This window comes from Micrococcus sp. FDAARGOS_333, from assembly GCF_002206575.2.
In the GTDB taxonomy this organism is placed as follows: domain Bacteria; phylum Actinomycetota; class Actinomycetes; order Actinomycetales; family Micrococcaceae; genus Micrococcus; species Micrococcus lylae.
In genome coordinates this window covers 313,310-335,238 of sequence record NZ_NJFJ02000001.1, presented here as the reverse complement: position 1 = coordinate 335,238, position 21,929 = coordinate 313,310, and the positions used below count along the sequence as shown (strand labels likewise).

Below are 21,929 nucleotides of genomic sequence, written 5' to 3'. Positions count from 1 at the left end.
ACGGCGCCGCCCCGACGGCGGCGCACCGGCGCGCAGGCCACACCCGAGGCCCGTGCGGAAGGAGGACAGCCATGGCTGCCGATGAGACCACCCAGAACGCCCCGCTGCTGGACCCGACCGGGTCGCCGATCGCGTCCCCGTCCATGGAGGAGAGCTACGACCACGTGATCGTGGGCGGCGGCATGGCCGCGGTGAAGGCCGTGGAGGGCATCCGCGAGGTGTCCCCGGAGGCCACGGTGGCCGTGGTGAGCGAGGACGTCTCGGCGCCGGTCTACCGCCCGGACCTGTCCAAGAGGCTGTGGGCGGAGGACGAGGCGAGCGTGCAGGACTCGGTCCTGGTCACCACGGACGAGAAGGAGCCGGCCGCCCCGGGCGTGGACACCCACTACCTGATGGGCGTGGAGGTCTCGGACCTGGACCCGGAGGCGCACACCTTGGTGATCGCCGGCAAGACCATCTCCTACGGCTCGCTGCTGCTGGCGACTGGCTCCGAGCCGATCACCGGCGAGACGCAGGTGGGCGCTCGCGTGCACACCTACCGCACTGCCTCGGACTTCCGCCGGCTGCACGGCGCGGTGTCCAAGTCGGACCGCGTGGTGGTGGTGGGTGGCGGCTACATCGGCACCGAGCTCGCCGCGGCCCTGACCGGTGTGGGCGCGCAGGTGACCCTGGTGTCCCCGAGGCTGCCGCTGCTGTCCCACATGCTCCCGGAGGAGCTCGCCGAGGCCGTGCAGAAGGACTACGAGGAGCGCGGCGTGAGGGTGGTGGAGGGCCGCTACGCCTCCGTCGCCGAGGCCGAGCACGTGGCCGAGCCCACCGAGGAGGACATCCCGCAGGACCCGGAGCCGGCGCAGGACGGGTCGGACGATCCCGCCGCGGCCGAGGAGACCGGGGAGCAGGAGGAGAACCTCTCCCGCCCGTCGGACTACGGCCTGCGTGCCCCCGGCGTGCTCACGGTGACGTTGGAGGACGGCACGGAGCTGAACGCGGATCGCCTGGTCCTGTCGCTGGGCGTTCAGCCGCGCACGGAGCTCGCCGAGTTCGCCGGGATCACGGTGGATGACGGCGTGGTGGTGGACCAGATGCTCCAGACCTCCGCGCAGGACGTCTACGCCGCCGGAGACATCGCCTCCTACCCGGACGCCCTGCTCGGCACCCGCCGTGTGGAGCACGCCGATGCCGCCGAGACCCAGGGCCTGGCCGCCGGCAGGGCGATGGCCGGCCAGGGGGAGGCCTACACGCACACCCCGTTCTTCTGGGGCGACCTGTTCGACGCCGGCTACGAGGCCATCGGCGAGATCAGCACGGACCACACCACCGTGGTGGACCTGGCCGAGGACGCCTCCGGCAAGCCGGACACCTCCACGGCGGTCGTCTACTACGTGGACGGCGGCACGGTCCGCGGCGTCCTGCTCTGGAACGTCTGGGACTCGGTGCCGAAGGCCGAGGAGCTGATGAGGCAGACCAAGGACGAGCCCGTGGAGGACCCGGAGCAGCTCAAGGGCCGCATCCCGCTGGGCTGACCCGCAGGCCGGCGGCGTGGTGTCCCCGTGCGACAACTGGTGAGAACACACCCGTCAACTGGTGAGGACGCACCGTCACGACGTTCTGACAGCGGTCTTTGACGGTGAGTCCTCACCAGTAAGCCAGGGGAACGGGCAACGCCCGTCGCAACGCCCGCCGCAGGGCTCGGCTCAGCCGCCCTGCGGGCCGGTCTCGCCGATGTGCACCAACGCGTCGCCGCGGTTCACCAGGGGCGCCTCGGCCCGCCCGATGACCACGCCGGCGCGGTCGGCCTTCACGGCGGAGACCGTCCGGCCGAAGGAGTCGTAGAGGGTGCCGATGCGCTGTCCCTCCTCCACGAGCTGGCCCAGCACCACCTCGGAGTGCAGGATGCCGTCCTTGCGGGCACGCACCCAGCCGGAGCGCCACACCACGTGCCGCTCGGGAAGGTCGGGGGCCACCGGCTCGGCCTCGTCCCCCATGGCGTCCACCAGGGCGGGGACGTCCACCTCGTACTCCTCGCCGCGGTCCGGGGCCGGGTCCACGCCCAGCGGCGCGAGGTCCACCATGTCCATGGCTGCCAGAACGCGGAGCACGCCGTCCACGCCGGGTGCGATCGCGTACTCGTCGAAACGCCAGCCCTCGCCGGCCTCGTAGAGCAGCACCCGCGCCCCGGCCTCGCGGGCGGCGGCGCGCAGGGAGCCGTCCCGCAGCCGGGCGTGGTACATCACCGGGGCGTCGAAGGCCTCGGCCAGCTCGCGGGTCCGCGCGTCCTCCAGGTCGCAGCGGATCTGCGGCAGGTTCGAACGGCGGTCCGCGCCGGTGTGCAGGTCGATGCCCACCTCGCAGCGGCTGATCACCTCGGTCATCATCAGGTGCGCGATCCGTGCCGCCAGCGAGCCGCGCGCCGAGCCGGGGAAGGACCGGTTCAGGTCCCGGCGGTCCGGCAGGTAGCGGTCGCCCGTGAGCACACCGAGCACGTTGACGATCGGCACCGCGATCAGCGTGCCCCGCATCTGCTTCGGGTTCAGCACGGACAGCACGCGGCGGATGACCTCGATGCCCACCACCTCGTCACCGTGGATCGCCGCGGACACCCACACGGTGGGCCCGTCCTCGCGGCCATGCAGCACGTGCACCGGCAGGGTGACGTCCGCGCCGGTGATGGTGCGGGAGATCGGCAGGGACACCTCCCGCCGGTGCCCGGCGCGCACCCTCACGTTGCCGAACGCGAACGACGGACGGGGACGACGACGGCGCGTCTCCACGCTCACCGCTTGCCCCAGTTGCGGCGGCGGACGGCGCGGGGCGGGACGCCGCCGGCGTAGGAGCGGGACGAGTCCACCAGGAAGCCGCGGGCGAGGACTTCGCGGCCCACCAGCATGCGGAAGCCCATCTCGTCCCGGTCGGTGAGGGTGACCTCGGCGTCCAGGGTGCGGCCGCCCACGGTGACCGGCATGACCACCACGCGGCGGATTTCGGCGCGGCCGTTGGAGGAGCGGATGGTGCGCTCGTCCGCCACGGGCAGTTCCACGGTGACGGCGTCCCGGGCGGAGGTCTGCCAGGGGTGGACCTCGAAGCGGACCCAGAGGTGGCCCTCGCGGCGGAACTCCTGCACGTCGAAGGCGTGGAGGGCGGAGGTGCGGGCCCCGGTGTCGATCTTGGCCTTCATCCAGGGGACACCGGCGCCGGGGAGGCAGACCCATTCGCGCCATCCGACCGTGACGGCCTCGACTGACGTCTCCGGGGTGACCTGCTTAGACTCTGACACGCCCCCTATCCTGTCAGGAGATCCCTGGTGAAGCTCGCCATTCTGTCCCGGTCGCTGCGCGCCTACTCCACGCAGCGCCTGAAGTCGGCCGCCCTCGAGCGCGGCCACCAGGTGAAGGTCCTGGACACCCTGCGCTTCGGCATCGACCTGTCCACCGAGGAGCCGGACCTGCTGTTCCGCGGCCGGCCGCTGTCCTCCTACGACGCGATCCTGCCGCGCATCGGCAATTCGGTGACCTACTTCGGCACCGCGGTGGTGCGCCAGTTCGAGCAGATGGACGTGTACACCCCGAACACGGCCGCCGGGATCATGAACTCCCGGGACAAGCTGCGGGCCACCCAGATCATGTCCCGCCACGAGATCGACATGCCCGCCACCGTGTTCGTCCGCAACCGCGGCGAGGTGTCCACGGCGATCGACATAGTGGGCGGGGCGCCCGTGGTGATCAAGCTGCTGGAGGGCACCCAGGGCATCGGTGTGATCCTGGCGCCGACCAAGAAGGTGGCCGAGGCGATCATCGAGACGCTGCACGGCACTGACCAGCAGGTGCTGATCCAGCGGTTCGTGAAGGAGTCCAAAGGCAAGGACGTCCGTGCGCTCGTGGTGGGGGACCGCGTGGTGGCCGCCATGCGCCGGGTGGCCCAGGGGGACGAGTTCCGCTCCAACGTGCACCGCGGCGGCACCGTGGAGAAGGTGGACCTGTCCCCGGAGTTCGAGGAGACCGCCGTGCGTGCCGCCCACATCATGGGTCTGCGCGTGGCCGGTGTGGACATGCTGGAGGGGGAGAACGGCGCGCTGGTCATGGAGGTCAACTCCTCCCCGGGCCTGGAGGGCATCGAGCGCGCCACCAAGCTGGATGTGGCCGGTGCGATCGTGGACTACATCGCGGACCAGGCCGGGTTCCCGGACATCGACGTCCGCCAGCGCCTGGCCGTGTCCACCGGGTACGGGGTGGCCGAGATCGCCGTGAACATGGGCGCGGACATGATCGGAAAGACCATCGGCGAGTCCGGGCTCTGGGAGAAGGACATCCAGGTCCTCACCCTGCACCGCGGCACCAAGGTGTTCCCGAACCCGAGCGCGGCGAAGGAGCTGGAGGAGAACGACCGCCTCCTCTGCTTCGGCAAGCATGAGAACATGCGCTCGCTCATCCCGGCCCGCTCCAAGCGTCCCAAGCGCGTGCGGAAGCTGCCGAAGAACCCGATCATCGAGCCCGTGGTGGAGGAGGCTCCGGCGGACAAGGAGGCGTGAGGGGTGTGGCAGCCAAGAGGGCAGGTGGCTCCCCTCGCTTATTCACCGATGAGTGCGTTCCAGAGCAGCGGGACGAAGTACCGGCGTCGGTAGGTACCGTCAGGGTCGAGTGGCGCAAGGATCTCTTTGCGGACCAATTGCTCGACGACTCGTCGTGCTCCTGCGGGCGAGAGGTCGAGGGCGGCCGATGCCTGGGGGACGGTGAAGACCGGTCGCGCAGTGGCGTGCTCGAGGAGGCGGAAGGCGCTCTCGCCGCGGATGTTGGATTCCCTCAGCTGATCGCTCAACTTCTCGCGAGCTGCGATGAGCCGAAGCATGCGAGTTCGGGTGTCTTGTGCCGAGGAAGCGAGTCCGGTGAGGAAGAACTGGAAGTAAGAATTCCAATCACCGATGGCGCTGACATCGAACAGTCGGTCGTAGTACTCGGTTCGGCGTTGCTCGAACCACGGAGACACGGTCAGAGTCGGTTCCTGCAGGACCCCGAGCGCATGCAGATCCCAGACGATGAGGTAGCGGCCGAGGCGACCGTTGCCGTCCCGAAAAGGATGCAGTGTCTCGAATTGGTAGTGGGACATGGCTGTGGCGATGAGGGGATCGAGGGATCCTGAGTGGTTGGCAGACTTCCACCCCAGGAACTCTTCGACGCCGGCATGGAGTTGATCGCCCGGAGGAGCGGGGATGAAACGGGCTTGGTGTGCGAGAGGTGCATCAGCTCGCCGGTCGTCCCGGCGTCCGACGACCACTTGCATGGTGCGCAGCCGGCCGGACTCATGTGCCAGTGGTGTCCCCTCCATGAGCTGGCCCTGGAGGGCGGTGAGGAGTGATGAAGTCAGCTGGCGGCCTTCGGTCTGCCAGCGGAAGCCCGTCGACGCCATACGTACATAGTTGAGGACTTCGCGCATCTCTTTGGTGGAGACGTGTTCCTCATCCGCCGCGACGACGTCGGGCACTGGTGCATAGGTGCCTTCCAGCGCTGAGGTGCTCTGTGCCTCGAGACGGAGGAGTGGGTCGCGGAAGAGGCGGGGGTCCGGCAGTTGGGAAGCGGTGCTGTCGAGAGCGGCCAAGGCTGCGCGAGCTTCGCCCAACCGCAGGATGACATCGGTGGTCAAGGCAGGCATAGAGTCCGGCAGTGGTGCGGGAAGGAACGCCTTGTGTCGCCATGGGCGACCGTCCGGCTCCTGGCCGGTGATCTCGACGAGGTTACCCATCTGTGGGGCGTTGAAACGAGTGAGGTCCACACGCACACACTAGGGCAACACATGTGTGCATTCACCAGAAGATGAACACGAAAGGGCCAGTTCTGTGTCTATCTTCTATCGCACGGACACGGAATGGGTGCATCTGGAGGCGTCCCCGACAGAACAACCCGGAGTACAGACGGTGGGCAGTAGGGGCGGCGCTGCTGCCTGACAGCATGGAGCCATGACCCTTTCTGCGCATCCGCACCCTGCCCTGAAGCACCTGCCCGTGGCCGAGACCGCCCCGGTGCTGGACCGGTTGGTCCGCATGGTGGCCGCCGTGAGGCCGCAGGACGCGGGCGAGGTCCGGGCGCTCGCCGACCGTCTCCTCGCCGAGGACGGCCCCGCCCTGCGTGAGGCGCTGGTGGCCCGTGCGGAGGCGGAGGACGCGGCGGGCCGGAACTGGATGTCCGTGCCGTGGCTGCAGGGGTACCTGGCGGAGCGCCGGCCGCTGCCGCTGTCCACGAATGTGGTGTTCCAGGTGGCTCTCGGCCGCGACCAGCCCGGCGGTGCTGTGGAGGACTCGTTCGAGCGGGCGGCGGACGTGATCCGGCGGGCGGCCGCGGTGCACCTGGCCGAGGTCCGCGGGGAGACCGAGCCGCCGGTGGACGCGCGCGGTTCGGCGATCGACCCCGCCCAGTTCGTCTGCCTCAACGGTGGCCTGCGCGAGCCCGGACAGGACGTGGATGCCTTCCGTGCGGCAGAGCCGGGCGCGGCCCGGTGTGAGGTGGGGTTGTTCGTGCGCGGTCGGCTGTTCGCGGTGCCCCTGACCCACGACGACGGCCGCCTCCTCGGCAGGGCAGAGCTCGCCTCCGCCGTGGCGCAGGTGGTGGAGCTGACGCGGGGCGGTACCGGTGGCGATGGCGGCGGTGGCGTCAGCGGGGCCATTGACGGAGGGGGCGTCGGCCGCGGCGAGCTGCCGTTCGGTGCGCTGTCCGCCCTGGGTTCGGCGCACCTGGCGGAACTGCTGCCCGTGCTGCTGCAGGACGCGGCCAACGCGGCCGTCTCTGAGCGACTGCGGCAGATGCTCTTCACGGTCAGCCTTCTGGACGGTGTGACGGGCATGGGCGCGGGCACGGGCGTGGGCGAAGAGGGCAATGCTGATGGCGCGGACGGCGGACCCGGCGTTGTGGCCGGCCAGGATGCCGCGGCGCTCCTGCAGGGCCTGACGGATCCCAGCCTGGCCTGGGTCTACCGGCCGATCTCCTACCTGCACCGCCTGACCGACGGGTGGACCGCGATGCATGTGGAGCACTCCACTGTGGACGGGGCGACGCTTGTGGAGGCCGTGCGTCGCATGCAGCAGGTCGCTGTGGAGGAGACCTCGCAGGAGGCACGCCCTGCCCCCGGCCCTGTGGCCGGGGTGAGCGGACAGGCGGGGGAGGCGGACGTCGTCGGGACGGAGCTGGCCTGGGTGTGGCCGGAGCAGCTGCGCGAGAGGGCGACCACGCTGCTGGACGAGGCGGCGGAGCGGGCCGCCGAGCTGCGGGTGGACGTGGTGCGCACGCGGAAGCCGGACGTGCAGGCGGCCGGGATGAAGGTGAGCCTGGATGCGGTGCAGCAGCTGGTGATGGCGCTGGCGCAGCGGATCGCGTTCGGGCGGGTGCGCGGGCACTACGAGTCCGTGGACATGCGCGAGTACCAGGCCGGGCGCACCGAGTGCCTGCGGCCGGTGACCCCGGAGCTCGTCGCACTGGTGGAGGCGCTCGCCGCGGGGCCTGTGGAGGGCCGGGCGGCTGTGCAGTGGCGGGAGCTGCTCGTGGCGGCGTTGGATGCCCACCGGGACTGGGTGAAGGCCTGCAAGGCCGGCCACGGGGTGGACCGGCACCTGTTCGGGCTGGGGCTGGCGGCTGAGGCTGTGCAGGAGAAGTCCGAGGCGCTGGACGAGCTGACCGGGCATCCGGCGGTGCGGCAGGCGCGGGAGGATTTCCTGTCCACCACGTCGATCGGCTCGGCCGACCAGGTGGTCCGCTACGCGTTCGTGCCCTCCGTGGAGGACGGGTTCGGGGTGGCCTACACGCCGGGGGAGGACTGGTTGGAGTTCACGGTCAGCCACTGGGCCGGCGGGGCGGCCGAACCGGAGCGGTTCCTGGCTGCGCTGGAGCGGGCCGCGGAGTGCGTGGATGAGCTGCTGCAGGCTGTGGGCCGGGTCGCCTGAAGGGGGCTGTCAATCTGGATGTCCCCAGGTCACGGCGGCTTGTCCACACGAGTTGTCCACAGATGTGGACGTTGTGGATTGCGATGTGGATAGGGGTTTATAACACCCGGGTGAGACGGGGGTCAAACGTGGTCTGAGGGGGTGTAGGTAGGGTCAGGGATCTCCCAGGAAGAAATCTTCCCCCACAGGCGTGGACTGGCATCATCCCTGGTCAGGCCGAGATTGGTGAGCTCCTGTGGGTTTGCCCCACAGTCTTGTCCCCAGCGCCACGCCGTGGAATCCACACGACACGCCGCGCCGTCCACATGCTGTCCACAGGACCTGTGGAACACGCGGTTGTCGCAGGTTCCACGCCACAGGTAGTGTCCCGTGCTATCCCCACGTCGCAGGCGGTGGGTATTGGCCGGCAGGTGACCACTACGTCGGCGTCCATCCGCCGCCCCCGTGACTGGAGGTGTCCTCCGCCGCATCGACGTCCTGCACGCCGGTGCGGCGGACTAGTGCGGCACCTGCGACGGCCGGGGGTGTCACAGAGGAATACGGGCTGGCTCGGCCGGTCCGGAGGCCGCCGTCGTGCCGCGCCGTGGGAAGGGAGAATCCGGAAGATGTCTGATGAGTACGGAGACTCCGGCGCCTACGACGACGGCGGCCGCTCCTCTGACCGCGGCGTGCTGCCGCCCCAGGACCTCGAGGCGGAGCGCTCGGTCCTCGGCGGCATGATGCTCTCCAAGGACGCCATCGCGGACGTGGTGGAGATCCTTCGGGGCCACGACTTCTACCGCCCCAGCCACGAGATGATCTATGAGGCGGTCATCGACCTCTACGGCCGCGGCGAGCCGGCCGATGCCGTCACCGTGGCAGACCTGCTGAACAAGCGCCAGGAGCTGACCCGCGCCGGCGGCCCGGCGTACCTGCATGAGCTGATCCAGTCCGTGCCGACCGCCGCCAACGCGAGCTTCTACGCGGAGATCGTGGCCGAGAAGGCGGTGCTGCGCCGTCTGGTGACGGCGGGCACGAAGATCACCCAGATGGGCTACACCGGAGACGGTGAGGTCGAGGAGATCGTCAACGAGGCGCAGTCCGAGATCTACAAGGTGGCGGAGAACCGCCAGTCCGAGGACTATGTGCGGCTGTCCGAGATCATGGAGCACACGGTCGACGAGATCGAGGCCGCGGGCAACCAGGGCGAGGGCATGACCGGTGTGCCCACGGACTTCTACGACTTTGACGAGCTCACCCAGGGCCTGCATCCGGGTCAGATGATCGTGATCGCGGCCCGCCCGGCGGTCGGCAAGTCCACGCTGGCGCTGGACTTCGCGCGCGCGGCGGCACTGCACCACAACATGGCCACCGTGTTCTTCAGCCTCGAGATGGGCAAGAACGAGATCGCCATGCGCCTGCTGTCCGCGGAGGCGACGATCGCCCTGCAGGACCTGCGCAAGGGCACCATCCGGGACGACCAGTGGTCCAATATCGCCGCCACCGTGGGCCGGCTGAACGACGCCCCGTTCTTCATCGACGACTCCCCGAACATGTCCATGATGGAGATCCGCGCGAAGTGCCGGCGCCTGAAGCAGAAGAACAACCTCAAGATGGTGGTGCTGGACTACCTGCAGCTGATGAGCTCCGGCAAGAAGGTGGAGTCCCGTCAGCAGGAGGTCGCCGAGTTCTCCCGTGCGCTCAAGCTGCTGGCCAAGGAGCTCGAGGTGCCGGTGATCGCGCTGTCCCAGCTGAACCGTGGAAGTGAACAGAGGACGGACAAGCGGCCGCAGGTGTCCGACCTGCGTGAGTCCGGGTCCATTGAGCAGGACGCGGACATGGTGATCCTGCTGCACCGCGAGGACGTCTACGACAAGGAGTCCCCGCGCGCCGGCGAGGCGGACCTGATCGTGGCGAAGCACAGGAACGGCCCGACGAAGACCATTGTGGTGGGGTTCCAGGGGCACTACTCGCGGTTCAGCAACCTCGCCGAGGACGCCGGGGTTGGTGGGGGGTTCTGACGGAGGCACTGTCGAGATGCAGCGAAGATTGCACAAACGCGTGAATATGCTGCATACCTGTCGAGATGCAGCGAAGATTGCACAAACGCGCCAATATGCTGCATACCCGCCTCGGCGCCTGAAGGCTTGACACCTGTCACGCTGTCGAGATGCAGCGAAGATTTCACAAACGCGCAAATATGTTTCATACGACCACGAGCCACTTAGGTATTGACAGTTGAACCCTGTCCGGGTGCAGCTCGTGGTTCTCCAGTCAGCCCGTGTGCGACGCTGACGCCATGAACCAGCCCTCCATGGCCACCCTGTCTTCGGGAAAAATCACCCTGCGTGACGCCCGTCGCGGGACCACACGGGATGTGGAACTGGAGCCCTTCGAGATGGCCGTGCACCCCCTCCGTGACCGGAGCACCGGACGCCCGCTCACGCCTCTGACATGGTTCGAGACCATCAACCTCTGCAACGAGCTATCCAATGCTGAAGAGCTGCAGCCGGCCTACACGCATGCTGGGGACGGACGCTCCGTCACCTGGAACACGAGCGCTGACGGGTACCGATTGCCCACCGAGGCCGAGTGGGAGTACGCCTGCCGCGCCGGAACGACCTCGCCCACCTACGGGCCGCTTGAAGACATCGCCTGGACCAGCCTCGACCACCTTGAGGGCCCCCAGCCCGTCGGCATGAAGAAAGCCAACCCGCACGGTCTGCACGACATGCTCGGCAACATCTGGGAATGGTGCTGGGACTACGCCGATCCCGCCCGCTACGGCGACTACCGCAGTCTGCGCGGGGGTGGCTGGGCGGATGAACCCTGGAGCGTGCGCGCCTCAGTGCGCCGGGGCAGCGCCCCGGACGCCGTCCTGGAGGACGTGGGACTCCGCCTGGCCCGGGGTCTGGTCGGCAGCCCGGGACAAGCTCAGGGCTGGTCCCATGAGGCAGACAGGCAACGAGCCGCCATCTGCGGGCCGCTTCCCGTGGGGTGGACACCCTTGCGGGAGATCTTCGCCTGAGAAGGGAACCGCCCAGCCTCATTCGGCGGAACGGAGCCGATCCGTCGGCAACGACAACATCACCGTCGCGGTGAGATCCGGCGCCTTGGCCACCGCCCTGTCATCGAGCCGCGGCGCCACTGTGACGGCCTCTCGTGAGAACTCCTGGATGCCCACGGGCACCCATGCGTCACCCTCGGTGCGAAGCAGCCACTGTTCGCCCAACGCCTGCAAACCGACGGTGTCAAGCAGTTCTTCGGCCTCGGTCGACTCCATGGGTTCACCGCATCGCCGACGCAGGAGGTCGTAGGGGATGAAGAGGCCTTCGTCGGTCATCTCGATGTACCCGACGTGCTCGCGGTCATCAGCGCGGAGGTGATCTAAAACAGTGGTCACGGTGACAGCCTAGAGTTGTCGACTCGATACCCCAGCCTGCTCCCCGCCCCAGCACGGCAGGGGCGTCCGGCCAGGCTCCCTCACACACCGGATCCCGCCCCCTCTCCGAACGGTTCACGGCGAGTCGCGTGCAGTCTTTGCTGCATCTCGACAACCCCGAGGGTGACGACGTCCTCCACGGGATCGGCCCGGCCACTGACTGTCCCCGTGCTGCTGCGCCCGCGCGCCTTCACCAGGGTCACCGTCAGAGACCCCTGCCTGGGGTCTCCGGCACCGCGCTTCCCGAGCGTTGACCCCACTCACTGACGGGTCTGGGCGCGAGTCGGTTTCGTACCAGTCTTCGCTGCCTTCGTCGATGCGGCAAGGCAGTCCACGGTTCTGATGAGCCGAGGGGTCACTACTCTCCGACGCGCAGCGCCAGAACCCAGCGGATCGCCCCGCAGCATCGGTGCACCACAAGGCACACCTCGGACGCTCCAACCATTGTTTGCAGCACTTGCGCAATGCAGCTCACACGATCGCCTCCCTCCTTGCGGAATACCTGACATGGGTATACGTTTGACTAGTACACGTACCCGGTAGGGGTACTCCCGACGTACAACCCGACATACAAGGAGGACACCTGATGGCTTCGAACGATTACCAGGTGACGGGCATGACCTGCGGCCACTGCGAGATGTCGATCCGCGAGGAGGTCAGCGAGATCCCCGGCGTCCAGGACATCCAAGTCAGCGCGCAGACCGGCAAGCTCAACGTCACCGCCGAGGGCGAGATCGACGACGCCAAGGTCCTCGCGGCGGTCGAGGAGGCCGGCTACTCGGCGGTGCGCGTCTGATGAAGGCCGGAGGACGGCTCGCGCTCTACGGGGCCGGGTTGGTGGTGGCGTTCGGCGGGGCCTTCGGCCTCGCCGGCGCCGTCATTCCCGATAGCTTCGCAGCAGCATGGGCAGAAGGAAGCGGCGTGAACGCACACGGTGAAGGGCACGGCGACGCTGCGCAGGAAACCGCGGAGCCCGCTCTGAACGGGGTCTCCGCAAGCGCGGACGGCTTCGTGCTCTCTCCGGTCCAGGCCCCCACGGCCGCAGGCGAGGATGGAGACCTGAGCTTCCAGATCCTCGACGAGTCCGGCGAACCGGTGACCGAATACACCACCGCGCACGAGAAGGACCTGCACCTGATCGCCGTGCGCACCGACGGCGCCGGCTTCCAGCACGTGCACCCCGAACTCGACACGAGCACAGGCACCTGGTCGGTGCCGTGGACCTGGTACGAGGCGGGCACCTACCGCGTGTACGCCGACTTCACACCCGCGGGCGAGGAAGCCGAAGGCATCACTCTCACCCGCGCAATCGAGGTCGCGGGCGACTTCACCCCTGTCGAGACCGAGGCGCAGCCCACCGACGAGGTCGACGGATACACCGTCTCCCTCAACGGCGACCTCACTGCGGGCACCTCAAGCGAGCTCACCATCTCGGTCGAGCGTGACGGTCAGCCGGTGACCACGCTGGAGCCTTACCTGGGCGCGTTCGGCCACTTAGTGGCGCTGCGCGAGGGTGACCTCGCCTACCTGCACGTCCACGCCGAGGGCGACCAGCCCCAGGCCGGGGACACGGCCGGACCCGACATCGGATTCGCAGCGGAGGCCCCGACCGCCGACCGTTACCTGCTCTACCTGGACTTCCAGGTCGACGGGCAGGTGCACACCGCCGAGTTCGTGATCGACGCCGAGCATGGTGACGGCACGAAGACAGACGATTCGCATTCCGACGGCCACTGACCCGCAGGGCCCGGCGTCGCACGAGAGCTGAGAAAGAAGGAAGAGGATGAGCACATCAGCGCCCCCAACGGGTGGGCCGGACATCGAGTTGGAGATCGGCGGGATGACCTGCGCCTCCTGCGCGAACCGGATCGAGAAGAAGCTGAACAAGCTCGATGGCGTCGCGGCCACCGTCAACTACGCCACTGAGAAGGCTAAGGTCACCGTGCCTGCCGGCTACGATCCGTCACTGCTGGTCGCCGAGGTCGAGAAGACCGGGTACACGGCCGCACTGCCCAAGCCCAAGGACACTACGGCGAACACGTCGGAGACCGAGGCCGGGGAGGAGGAAGACAGTGAGCTCACCTCGCTGCGGCATCGGCTGATCGGCGCGATCGTGCTCACTGTTCCCGTAATCGCGATGGCGATGATCCCCGCGCTGCAGTTCACGTATTGGCAGTGGGCCTCACTCGCCCTGGCCGCACCGGTGATCATCTGGGGAGCTTGGCCGTTCCACAAGGCGGCGTGGACAAACCTCAAGCACGGTGCGGCGACGATGGACACGCTCATCTCGATGGGCACCTCCGTCGCACTGCTCTGGTCGCTCTACGCGCTCTTCCTCGGCACTGCCGGCACTCCCGGCATGACGCACCCCTTCGAGTTCACGATCGCTCCGTCGGATGGCGCGGCGAACATCTACCTCGAAGTCGGCGCGGGCGTGACGATGTTCATCCTCGCCGGCCGCTACTTCGAGAAGCGATCCAAGCGCCAGGCCGGGGCCGCGCTGCGCGCCCTCCTGGAGCTGGGCGCGAAGGAAGTCGCCGTACTCCGCGACGGCGTAGAGGTGAAGATCCCCACCTCTGAGCTGGCGGTCGGCGACGAGTTCATCGTCCGTCCAGGCGAGAAGATCGCCACCGACGGTCTCGTGACCTCCGGCTCCTCCGCGGTGGACGCCTCGATGCTCACCGGCGAGTCCGTGCCGGTCGAGGTCCGCGAGGGCGACTCGGTCACCGGTGCCACCGTCAACGCCGGCGGCCGCCTGGTCGTGCGGGCGACTCGTGTGGGTTCGGACACACAGCTCGCACAGATGGCGAAGCTCGTCGAGGACGCGCAGACCGGCAAGGCCGAGGTGCAGCGTCTGGCCGATCGCATCTCCGGCATCTTCGTGCCGATCGTCATCGTCGTCGCGTTCATCACCCTCGGCGCCTGGCTGGGAGGCGGGTTCCCCGTCGCCGCCGCGTTCACCGCAGCGGTCGCCGTGCTCGTCATCGCCTGCCCCTGCGCGCTGGGTCTGGCAACCCCGACCGCGCTGCTCGTCGGCACCGGGCGCGGTGCGCAGATGGGCGTCCTCATCAAGGGTCCGGAGGTGCTGGAGTCCACTCGCAAGGTCGACACCGTCGTGCTCGATAAGACCGGCACCGTCACCAGCGGCAAGATGACTCTGACCGACGTGATCACTGAGCCCGGTGTGGATCGTGCGGAGCTGCTGCGTTTCGCCGGTGCACTGGAAGACTCTTCCGAGCATCCGATTGCGCAGGCGATCGCCAAGGGCGCGACCCAGGAAGTCGGCCAGCTGCCTACTCCAGAGGACTTCGCCAATGTCGAGGGCAAGGGCGTGCAGGGCATCGTCGAGGGGACCCCGGTCGTCGTCGGCCGCGAGTCTCTGCTGGCGGACTGGTCGCAGAAGCTCTCTCCGGAGGTCGCACAGGCGAAGGCCCAGGCCGAGGGCGAGGGCAAGACGGTCGTCGCGATCGGCTGGGACGGTGCTGCGCGTGGCATCCTGGTCGTCGCCGACACCGTCAAGCCCACGAGCGCCGAGGCGATCCGCGGGCTCAAGGAGATCGGCCTGACCCCGGTGCTGCTCACCGGTGACAACGAGGCCGTGGCCCGCCAGATCGCGTCCGAGGTCGGCATCGACGAGGTCATCGCCGAAGTGCTACCCAAGGACAAGGTCGACGTCGTCACCCGCCTCCAGGAAGAGGGCAAGATCGTCGCGATGGTCGGCGACGGCGTCAACGACGCCCCCGCGCTCGCGCAGGCCGACCTGGGCCTCGCGATGGGCACCGGCACGGACGTCGCGATCGAGGCCTCCGACATCACGCTCGTGCGCGGTGACCTGCGGGCCGCCGTCGACGCGATCCGCCTGTCCAGGAAGACCCTGTCGACGATCAAGACCAACCTGTTCTGGGCATTCGCTTACAACACCGCCGCGATCCCGGTCGCTGCGCTCGGCATGCTCAACCCCATGCTCGCAGGTGCGGCGATGGCGTTCTCCAGCGTCTTCGTCGTCGGCAACAGCCTCCGCCTGCGCGGGTTCACGAGCGTCGCCTCGAAGTGACGTACGAGAACCCACCCATCCACACGAATCCAATAACGAAGGAACACCAGAGAATGAGCAGCTGCTGCAGCACGAACGAGACCAACCCGGCCGTGGAGAACGGTGGACGCGAGAACCTTCTTGGCGGGGGCGCCGATGACATGACTACCTGCCCGGTCATGGTCGGCACCCCGGTCAGCAAGAAGACCGCCGAGGCCGCCGGCCTCTACCGCGACTTCGAGGATGAGCGCTACTACTTCTGCTGCGCTGGCTGTGGGCCCGCGTTCGATTCGGACCCAGCCAAGTACGCCGCCAACATGGCGTAATCCACCAGCGTGCGGGGTGCCGCGGCACCGCTGCGGCACCCCGCCACCTGATCGGAGCGAGCCGACATGACCACTACGACTCCCACCACCGAAACCCATCTCGACACCTGCCCCGCAGGAGGCGACGGCGACGCGTCCGTCCACGGATACATCAGCGATAAGACGAAGTACCGCAATCGCCTGCGCCGCCTGGAAGGCCAAATCCGCGGCATCGATCGGATGGTCGACGAGGACCGCTACTGCATCGACATCCTCACCCAGATCTCCGCAGTCACCAGGGCACTCGAAAACGTCGCCCTCGGCCTGCTCGACGATCACCTCAAGCATTGCGTCCTCGACGCCGCACTCGCCGGCGGACCAGTCAGCGAGCAGAGGCTCGGCGAGGCGTCCGAGGCCATCGCCCGCCTCGTGCGCTCCTGACGCCGGCGCATCAGTTCGATCACGACCAGCATCCAGGAGTTCTTCTATGACCCCACAGCACGTCCTCATCCTCGGATCGGGAGCAGCCGGGGCCGCAGCCGCCCGCACTCTCGCCTCACGCGACGATGTCCGGGTGACGCTGGTGACCCGCACCGGGGAGACGCCCTATACGCGGATGCTCATCAAGGGAATCGCGTTCGGTCAGACACCGCCGGAGATGATCAAGCTCCCGCTGCCTCAGATCGAGGTCATCGCCGACACCGTGCTTAAAGTCGATACCTCGGCGAAGCAGGCCCAGTTGACCTCCGGCGCACAAGTCTCCTACGACGCGCTCATCGTCGCGACCGGGAGCATGCCCCGCTCCCTGCCCGCTGACGTGTTCGGCGGCGACGACGCCGGACAAGGGCGGGTCACCGCTCTTCACTCCGTGGGGGATGCCCTGGGCATCCGAAAGCTGCTGACCGGACTGGGGCGACCCGCGCGGGTAGCGATCTACGGCGGTGGAATCATCGCAGCCGAGACGGCCTCGTCTCTGCAAGCCGACGGACACATGGTCACGCTGGTCTCCCGCAGTTCAGTTCCCGGCGTCGGAGCGTTTGGGGCGCCCGTGGCTGAGCGCCTCGCCGCCGACCATGCCGCCAAGGTGCAGGCCCGATTCGGTCGCACTCTCCAGCATGTCGACGAAACAGAATCCGGTGTCACCATCACCCTCAACGACGGAAATCCCGTCGTGGCTGACTTCCTTCTCCTCGCGCTCGGCACGACGCCCGCAGCCCCGTCACCGTGGACGAACGGTATCGACGTCGACGATCACCTCCGCGCCGCGGCAGACCACGTCTACGCAGCCGGAGGCGTGGCCACGCACCACGACGAAGCACTGGACGCCTGGCGCATCGACCATTGGGAAGACGCCGCCGCACAGGGTGCGCATGCCGCGCGGGCCGCATTGCACGACCTCGGCGTTAGCGACGATCCGGGCGCCTACCTGCCACGCAGCCCTTACATGGCAATGGTCTACGGTCAGATGATCTCCGGAGTCGGGTACACAGCCGGCGCAGACGCCCACCTGGAAGCGGGTGAGGAGTTCATCGTCCGCCACGAGATCGACGGCATCGTCGTCGGCGTCACTGGCATCGACGCAGTCGGCACCGTCTACCAGTGGGGGCAGCAGCTCCACGGCGTGCGGGCATAGGCAATGGCGGGAGACTGTATTAGGCAGATCCCACGGTGGGGCTTCGTGCTCTCGCTGGCAGCGACCATTCTCATGATGGCCGCTGCCAGCGCGCCGTCCTTGTTCTATCCCCAGATCGCCGAACGGCTCGGACTCATCCCCGTCGCCACCACACTCGTGTTCGCGGTCTACACCTTCACCCTCCTGGCCGCGCTGCTCTACCTCGGACCACTCTCCGACCACGTCGGCCGACGTCCGGTCGTGGCCGCCGGTTCTTTGGCGCTGGCGCTGAGCGTGGCCATGTTCTGGTTCGCCGGTAGCCTCGCGGCGCTCCTGGTCGCCCGAGCCTTGCAAGGGCTCGCAGCGGGTCTGCTGATCCCGGCGCTGTCGGCGATGATGATCGACTTCGAGTCCCCGTCACATCGGAACATCGCAGCCCTGTGGAACACGATCGGCCCGATGATTGGCCTTGGGGCCGGGGCTCTCGGTGCTGCACTTCTCCTCGATCTCACCTCCGAACCGACAACTGCCGTCTTCGGGTCGCTCGTGCTTGCCTTCCTCATCGTGGCAACGGTCGTGTGGAGCACACCGGAACTGGTCCCGAAGACCCAGATACGACGTGGCGACCTCCGTCCGCGGTTCACCGTGCCACCGCACCTACGCCGCATGTTCACCGTCGGAGTGCCCGTGATCATCGCCGGGTGGGCGACCAACGGACTCTTCCTTGCGCTCGGAGCCGACCTCGTCGGCAGTGAGCTTGGGGGCTCCACGCACACCCAAGCTGGGATCGTCCTCTTCGCACTGGCGATCTCCGGAGTCACCGCCTCCTCCGTCCTACAGCGGCGTTCCGCCCGCACCATCAGCCTGTATGCGACCAGTGCCCTGGCGTTCGGCACCGCAGTGAGCATCGGCGCCCTCGCACTCGGTTCCTACCCAGCCTATGTCGCCTCGGTCGCGATCGTCGGTTCCGGGTTCGGCACAGCGTTCCTCGGGGTACTGCGCACACTCATGCCCCACACGGCATCGTCGGAACGCGCCGCCGTGATGGCTGTGATCTACACAGTTGCCTACCTGGCATTCGGCGTGCCCACCATCGTCGCCGGATTGCTCGTGCCGGTGCTCACCCTGTCGAGGACGATGACGATCCTCGGTGCGATCATCATCGCCCTCAGCCTCGTCGCCACCGTCCTGCGCCTGCGCATCCCGCACCCGGCCGCAGGCCCGGCAGAGGCTGACGACTTCCCCGAGCCTCCCACCGGCTCTCACCGCCGATCCGCACCCGACCGAGAGGAGCAGCCATGACCTACGTGATCGCGCTTCCCTGCGTGGACGTCAAGGACCGCGCCTGCATCGACGAATGTCCTGTCGACTGCATCTACGAGGGCGAACGCTCGCTCTACATCCACCCCGACGAATGCGTCGACTGCGGAGCCTGCGAACCGGTCTGCCCCGTCGAGGCCATCTACTACGAAGACGACCTGCCCGACGAATGGTCTGACTACTCCAAGGCCAACGTCGAGTTCTTCGACGAGTTGGGTTCTCCCGGAGGAGCCGCGAAGACCGGACCGACGGGCTTCGACCATCCCCTCATCGCCGCATTGCCCATCCAACACGAGCAGACCCTCTGAGAAGGGGTTTCCGATTGATCCATACCGACACAACACACAAGTCTTGACTAGTACCCCCTAGGGGTATAGGGTAGGCATATTGATGAAAGGAAATGACATGCAGAGGAGACTGCGAACAGGACTGGCAGCGGGAGCCCTCGGAGTGGCGCTCGTGCTCGCCGGTTGCGCCAGCGGAGCAGACGACAACCAGCAGACCGACCCCTCGGCTACTGAGGAGCATCAGGGCCACGGCGGCAACAACGCAGAAAGCGGTGATGAAGAGATGGAGCACCCGATGGACGGCGGACCGGCACCCGAGGGTATCGCCGAAGCCAGTGAGCCCACCTACCCTGTCGGTACCGAGGTGCAGCTCACGGCCGACCACATGGAAGGCATGGAAGGGGCTACAGCAACGATTTCCGGCGCATTCGACACGTACACGTACTCCGTGAACTACACGCCCGCAGGTGGCGGCGACCCCGTCACTGATCACAAGTGGGTCGTGCAGGAAGAAATTGAGGATGCCGGCGACGCGCGCCTGGCCGACGGCACAGAGGTGACTCTGCTCGCCGAGCACATGGAAGGCATGGAAGGCGTAAAGGCCATCATTGCTTCGTCCACCGATGAGACGGTCTACATGGTCGACTACGAGACGGACGGCATGAAGATGACGAACCACAAGTGGGTCGTCGAGAGCGAGATCCAACCAGCGTCCTGAGCCGACGTTCGCTTGCCCGGCCACCGGGTGAGCGGCAATCGGCCTGGCTCGATGACGGAGGAGAGGAATCATGACGGACCCGAACTCACAACAGCATCACGGTCACGAAACCGATACACCCGCCCACGGCGAGCATCACCACGGGTCTGTGTCCGCGCACGCCTCGGCGGATGCGCACGGCACGCGCGAGGGTCAGCACACCGGGCATCAGGGCCACGCCATGGACCACGGGCAGCACTCAGGCCACACGGGCCTCGACGAGCACGGCGGCCACGATGAGCATGCCCAGCACGGTGGGTACGGAGATCACAGCGGCCATGGCGGGCACGGGGACCACGTTGGCCAGTTCCGCCGACTGTTTTGGATCAACCTCGTCATCGCCATCCCCGCGGTCGCCCTCTCACCGATGTTCGCCATGCTGCTGGGCTACGAGGTCCCCGGCTGGGCGGGCTGGGTCGCCGCGGCACTGGGCACCGTCATGTACGTCTGGGGCGGCAGGCCCTTCCTCACCGGTGCCGTCAGCGAGTTGAAGTCCCGCAAGCCCGGGATGATGCTGCTCATCGCTCTGGCGATCACGGTGGCCTTCTTCGCTTCCTGGGCCGCCACGCTCGGGCTCGTCCATCATGAGCTCGAATTCTGGTGGGAACTGGCGCTGCTGATCGTAATCATGCTGCTGGGCCATTGGATCGAGATGCGCTCCCTGGCCCAGACCACCTCGGCGCTCGACTCGTTGGCGGCACTGCTGCCAGACGAGGCCGAGCGCGTCGAGGGCGAGAACGTCGTCAAGGTGGCCCCAGCCGACCTCGACGTGGGCGACGTGGTCCTCGTGCGCCCCGGCGGCAGCGTCCCGGCTGACGGAACCATCGTCGACGGCCGCGCCGAGATGGACGAGTCCATGATCACCGGCGAGTCCCGCCCGGTCTCTCGCGGCGAGGGCCAGACCGTCACCGCCGGCACCGTCGCCACCGACTCCGGCCTGCGGGTGGAGATCACCGCCACCGGTGACGACACCGCCCTGGCCGGCATCAACCGGCTCGTCGCCGAGGCGCAGAACTCATCCTCCCGCGCCCAGCGGATCGCCGACAAGGCCGCGGCCTGGCTGTTCTGGTTCGCTCTTGGCGCGGCGCTGGTCACTGCGGTCGTCTGGACGCTCATCGGCATGCCCGACGAGGCCGTCGTGCGCACCATCACCGTGCTCGTCATCGCCTGCCCCCACGCCCTCGGCCTGGCGATCCCGCTGGTCGTCTCCATCGCCACCGAGCGAGCCGCCCGCGGCGGCGTCCTAGTGAAGGACCGCCTGGCGCTGGAGTCCATGCGGCAGGTCGACGCGGTCCTGTTCGACAAGACCGGCACGCTGACCAAGGGCGAGCCCACCGTCACCGGCGTCGAGCCGACCGGCGAACTCGACGCCGACCAGGTCCTCGCCCTCGCTGCCTCGGCCGAGGCCGACAGCGAGCACCCGCTCGCCAAGGCCATCGTCACCGCCGCCAAGGACAAGGGTTTTGCCCTCCAGCAGGCCAGCGGCTTCTCATCCTCGCCCGCCGTCGGCGTCACTGCGACCGTCTCCGGCCAGGAGGTCCGCGTCGGCGGGCCCCGGCTGCTCGAGGAGACCGGTCAGCACGAGGTCGGCACGGCCGAGGCATGGCGCTCCGAGGGCGCGATCATTCTGCACGTTCTCCGCGGCGGCCAGGTGGTCGGCGGGCTGAGGCTCGCCGACGAGGTCCGGCCAGAATCCCGCTACGCCGTCGACGCCCTCCACGCCCTCGGCGTCGAGGTCGTCATGATCACCGGCGATGCCGAGGCGGTCGCGAACGAGGTCGGCAAGGAGCTCGGCATCGACCGCGTCTTCGCCGGCGTGCGCCCGGAGGACAAGTCCGCGAAGGTCTCCCAGCTGCAGGAAGAGGGCAAGAGGGTCGCGATGGTCGGCGACGGCGTCAACGACGCCCCGGCTCTGGCGCAGGCCGATGTCGGCATCGCGATCGGCGCTGGCACCGATGTCGCCATCGCCTCGGCCGGGGTGATCCTGGCCAGTTCCGACCCACGCAGCGTGCTCTCGATCATCCAGCTGTCGCGACGCGCATACGGCAAGATGAAGCAGAACCTGTGGTGGGCCGCCGGCTACAACCTTCTTTCGGTGCCGTTGGCGGCCGGTATCCTCGCACCGGTGGGACTCGTCCTGCCAATGTCGATCGGCGCGATCCTGATGTCAGCCTCCACCGTGGTTGTCGCGCTCAACGCCCAGCTGCTGCGGCGCATCGACCTTACACCCGAAGCTAGCACGCGTTCCGTCCTGGAGCGCCAGAAGTAAGGAC

At 68.0% G+C, this 21,929-nt stretch carries 19 protein-coding genes; 15 read left to right on the top strand and 4 right to left on the bottom strand.

Features of this window, described 5'->3' with window-relative positions; translation table 11 throughout:
* Positions 1 to 71: 71 nt before the first annotated feature.
* The gene (locus tag CEQ11_RS01630; protein WP_088477540.1) at positions 72 to 1,523 is read left to right on the top strand and encodes an NAD(P)/FAD-dependent oxidoreductase; all 1,452 of its coding nucleotides are present in this window, start codon (positions 72 to 74) and stop codon (positions 1,521 to 1,523) included.
* 171 nt (positions 1,524 to 1,694) lie between these two features.
* Here the strand turns inward: CEQ11_RS01630 and CEQ11_RS01625 are convergent, their stop codons facing one another.
* Complete coding sequence (locus CEQ11_RS01625; protein ID WP_227718678.1) at positions 1,695 to 2,777, bottom strand: succinylglutamate desuccinylase/aspartoacylase family protein; 1,083 nt, start codon at positions 2,775 to 2,777, stop codon at positions 1,695 to 1,697.
* Positions 2,774 to 3,274, bottom strand: a complete 501-nt coding sequence (locus CEQ11_RS01620; RefSeq protein WP_174520653.1) for a RimK/LysX family protein — start codon at positions 3,272 to 3,274, stop codon at positions 2,774 to 2,776. The genes CEQ11_RS01625 and CEQ11_RS01620 overlap by 4 nt, the downstream gene beginning before the upstream one ends.
* Positions 3,275 to 3,301: 27 nt before the next feature.
* Here CEQ11_RS01620 and CEQ11_RS01615 point away from each other — a divergent pair, with 27 nt between their 5' ends.
* On the top strand, positions 3,302 to 4,525 hold the full coding sequence (locus tag CEQ11_RS01615; protein WP_088477538.1) for a RimK family alpha-L-glutamate ligase: 1,224 nt from the start codon (positions 3,302 to 3,304) through the stop codon (positions 4,523 to 4,525).
* Between the two features lie 38 nt (positions 4,526 to 4,563).
* Here the strand turns inward: CEQ11_RS01615 and CEQ11_RS01610 are convergent, their stop codons facing one another.
* Positions 4,564 to 5,763 (bottom strand): Fic family protein, encoded by a 1,200-nt coding sequence (locus CEQ11_RS01610; RefSeq protein ID WP_227718677.1) that lies wholly within the window; start codon positions 5,761 to 5,763, stop codon positions 4,564 to 4,566.
* A 184-nt stretch (positions 5,764 to 5,947) separates the two neighbouring features.
* On the opposite strand from CEQ11_RS01610, the gene CEQ11_RS01605 reads away from it, so the two are divergent.
* The 3 genes from CEQ11_RS01605 (at position 5,948) to CEQ11_RS01595 (ending at position 10,928) form a co-directional block, all read left to right on the top strand.
* Entirely contained in the window at positions 5,948 to 7,921 is a 1,974-nt protein-coding gene (locus tag CEQ11_RS01605; RefSeq protein ID WP_088477536.1) for a choline/carnitine O-acyltransferase, read from the top strand.
* 605 nt (positions 7,922 to 8,526) lie between these two features.
* Positions 8,527 to 9,921 (top strand): replicative DNA helicase, encoded by a 1,395-nt coding sequence (dnaB, locus tag CEQ11_RS01600; protein ID WP_088477535.1) that lies wholly within the window; start codon positions 8,527 to 8,529, stop codon positions 9,919 to 9,921.
* A gap of 278 nt (positions 9,922 to 10,199) precedes the next feature.
* Complete coding sequence (locus CEQ11_RS01595) at positions 10,200 to 10,928, top strand: SUMF1/EgtB/PvdO family nonheme iron enzyme (RefSeq protein ID WP_223246359.1); 729 nt, start codon at positions 10,200 to 10,202, stop codon at positions 10,926 to 10,928.
* A gap of 18 nt (positions 10,929 to 10,946) precedes the next feature.
* On the opposite strand, the gene CEQ11_RS01590 is transcribed toward CEQ11_RS01595, so the two are convergent.
* A complete protein-coding gene (locus CEQ11_RS01590) occupies positions 10,947 to 11,303 on the bottom strand; it encodes a hypothetical protein (RefSeq protein ID WP_061873204.1) in 357 nt (118 codons plus the stop codon).
* 625 nt (positions 11,304 to 11,928) lie between these two features.
* Here CEQ11_RS01590 and CEQ11_RS01585 point away from each other — a divergent pair.
* The 10 genes from CEQ11_RS01585 (at position 11,929) to CEQ11_RS01540 (ending at position 21,925) form a co-directional block, all read left to right on the top strand.
* Positions 11,929 to 12,138 (top strand): heavy-metal-associated domain-containing protein, encoded by a 210-nt coding sequence (locus CEQ11_RS01585; RefSeq protein WP_006213359.1) that lies wholly within the window; start codon positions 11,929 to 11,931, stop codon positions 12,136 to 12,138.
* Positions 12,138 to 13,079 carry a hypothetical protein gene (locus CEQ11_RS01580; RefSeq protein ID WP_193762964.1) on the top strand — a complete coding sequence of 314 codons (942 nt, stop codon included), beginning with the start codon at positions 12,138 to 12,140 and terminating at the stop codon, positions 13,077 to 13,079. Before CEQ11_RS01585 ends, CEQ11_RS01580 begins: the two co-directional genes overlap by 1 nt.
* Before the next feature lie 46 nt (positions 13,080 to 13,125).
* On the top strand, positions 13,126 to 15,396 hold the full coding sequence (locus CEQ11_RS01575) for a cation-translocating P-type ATPase (RefSeq protein WP_061873202.1): 2,271 nt from the start codon (positions 13,126 to 13,128) through the stop codon (positions 15,394 to 15,396).
* A 140-nt stretch (positions 15,397 to 15,536) separates the two neighbouring features.
* Positions 15,537 to 15,701, top strand: a complete 165-nt coding sequence (locus tag CEQ11_RS01570) for a hypothetical protein (RefSeq protein WP_306462451.1) — start codon at positions 15,537 to 15,539, stop codon at positions 15,699 to 15,701.
* Positions 15,702 to 15,767: 66 nt separating this feature from the next.
* Positions 15,768 to 16,121 carry a metal-sensitive transcriptional regulator gene (locus CEQ11_RS01565; protein WP_006214162.1) on the top strand — a complete coding sequence of 118 codons (354 nt, stop codon included), beginning with the start codon at positions 15,768 to 15,770 and terminating at the stop codon, positions 16,119 to 16,121.
* Positions 16,122 to 16,167: 46 nt separating this feature from the next.
* On the top strand, positions 16,168 to 17,313 hold the full coding sequence (locus CEQ11_RS01560) for an FAD-dependent oxidoreductase (RefSeq protein ID WP_088477534.1): 1,146 nt from the start codon (positions 16,168 to 16,170) through the stop codon (positions 17,311 to 17,313).
* Positions 17,314 to 17,358: 45 nt separating this feature from the next.
* Complete coding sequence (locus tag CEQ11_RS01555; RefSeq protein ID WP_088477533.1) at positions 17,359 to 18,594, top strand: MFS transporter; 1,236 nt, start codon at positions 17,359 to 17,361, stop codon at positions 18,592 to 18,594.
* The gene (gene fdxA / locus CEQ11_RS01550) at positions 18,591 to 18,920 is read left to right on the top strand and encodes a ferredoxin (RefSeq protein ID WP_088477532.1); all 330 of its coding nucleotides are present in this window, start codon (positions 18,591 to 18,593) and stop codon (positions 18,918 to 18,920) included. Before CEQ11_RS01555 ends, fdxA begins: the two co-directional genes overlap by 4 nt.
* Before the next feature lie 97 nt (positions 18,921 to 19,017).
* Positions 19,018 to 19,617: a YdhK family protein gene (locus CEQ11_RS01545; RefSeq protein WP_088477531.1), complete on the top strand. Its 600-nt coding sequence runs from the start codon at positions 19,018 to 19,020 to the stop codon at positions 19,615 to 19,617.
* A 406-nt stretch (positions 19,618 to 20,023) separates the two neighbouring features.
* Complete coding sequence (locus CEQ11_RS01540; protein ID WP_227718676.1) at positions 20,024 to 21,925, top strand: heavy metal translocating P-type ATPase; 1,902 nt, start codon at positions 20,024 to 20,026, stop codon at positions 21,923 to 21,925.
* Positions 21,926 to 21,929 lie beyond the last annotated feature (4 nt).

Excerpts from the sequence above, each read along its gene's own strand:
- CEQ11_RS01630 (WP_088477540.1), top strand. The coding sequence starts at position 72 with ATGGCTGCCGATGAGACCACCCAGAACGCCCCGCTGCTGGACCCGACC.
- CEQ11_RS01605 (WP_088477536.1), top strand. The coding sequence starts at position 5,948 with ATGACCCTTTCTGCGCATCCGCACCCTGCCCTGAAGCACCTGCCCGTG.
- dnaB (WP_088477535.1), top strand. The coding sequence starts at position 8,527 with ATGTCTGATGAGTACGGAGACTCCGGCGCCTACGACGACGGCGGCCGC.
- CEQ11_RS01595 (WP_223246359.1), top strand. The coding sequence starts at position 10,200 with ATGAACCAGCCCTCCATGGCCACCCTGTCTTCGGGAAAAATCACCCTG.
- CEQ11_RS01585 (WP_006213359.1), top strand. The coding sequence starts at position 11,929 with ATGGCTTCGAACGATTACCAGGTGACGGGCATGACCTGCGGCCACTGC.
- CEQ11_RS01580 (WP_193762964.1), top strand. The coding sequence starts at position 12,138 with ATGAAGGCCGGAGGACGGCTCGCGCTCTACGGGGCCGGGTTGGTGGTG.
- CEQ11_RS01575 (WP_061873202.1), top strand. The coding sequence starts at position 13,126 with ATGAGCACATCAGCGCCCCCAACGGGTGGGCCGGACATCGAGTTGGAG.
- CEQ11_RS01570 (WP_306462451.1), top strand. The coding sequence starts at position 15,537 with ATGACTACCTGCCCGGTCATGGTCGGCACCCCGGTCAGCAAGAAGACC.
- CEQ11_RS01565 (WP_006214162.1), top strand. The coding sequence starts at position 15,768 with ATGACCACTACGACTCCCACCACCGAAACCCATCTCGACACCTGCCCC.
- CEQ11_RS01560 (WP_088477534.1), top strand. The coding sequence starts at position 16,168 with ATGACCCCACAGCACGTCCTCATCCTCGGATCGGGAGCAGCCGGGGCC.
- fdxA (WP_088477532.1), top strand. The coding sequence starts at position 18,591 with ATGACCTACGTGATCGCGCTTCCCTGCGTGGACGTCAAGGACCGCGCC.
- CEQ11_RS01545 (WP_088477531.1), top strand. The coding sequence starts at position 19,018 with ATGCAGAGGAGACTGCGAACAGGACTGGCAGCGGGAGCCCTCGGAGTG.
- CEQ11_RS01540 (WP_227718676.1), top strand. The coding sequence starts at position 20,024 with ATGTTCGCCATGCTGCTGGGCTACGAGGTCCCCGGCTGGGCGGGCTGG.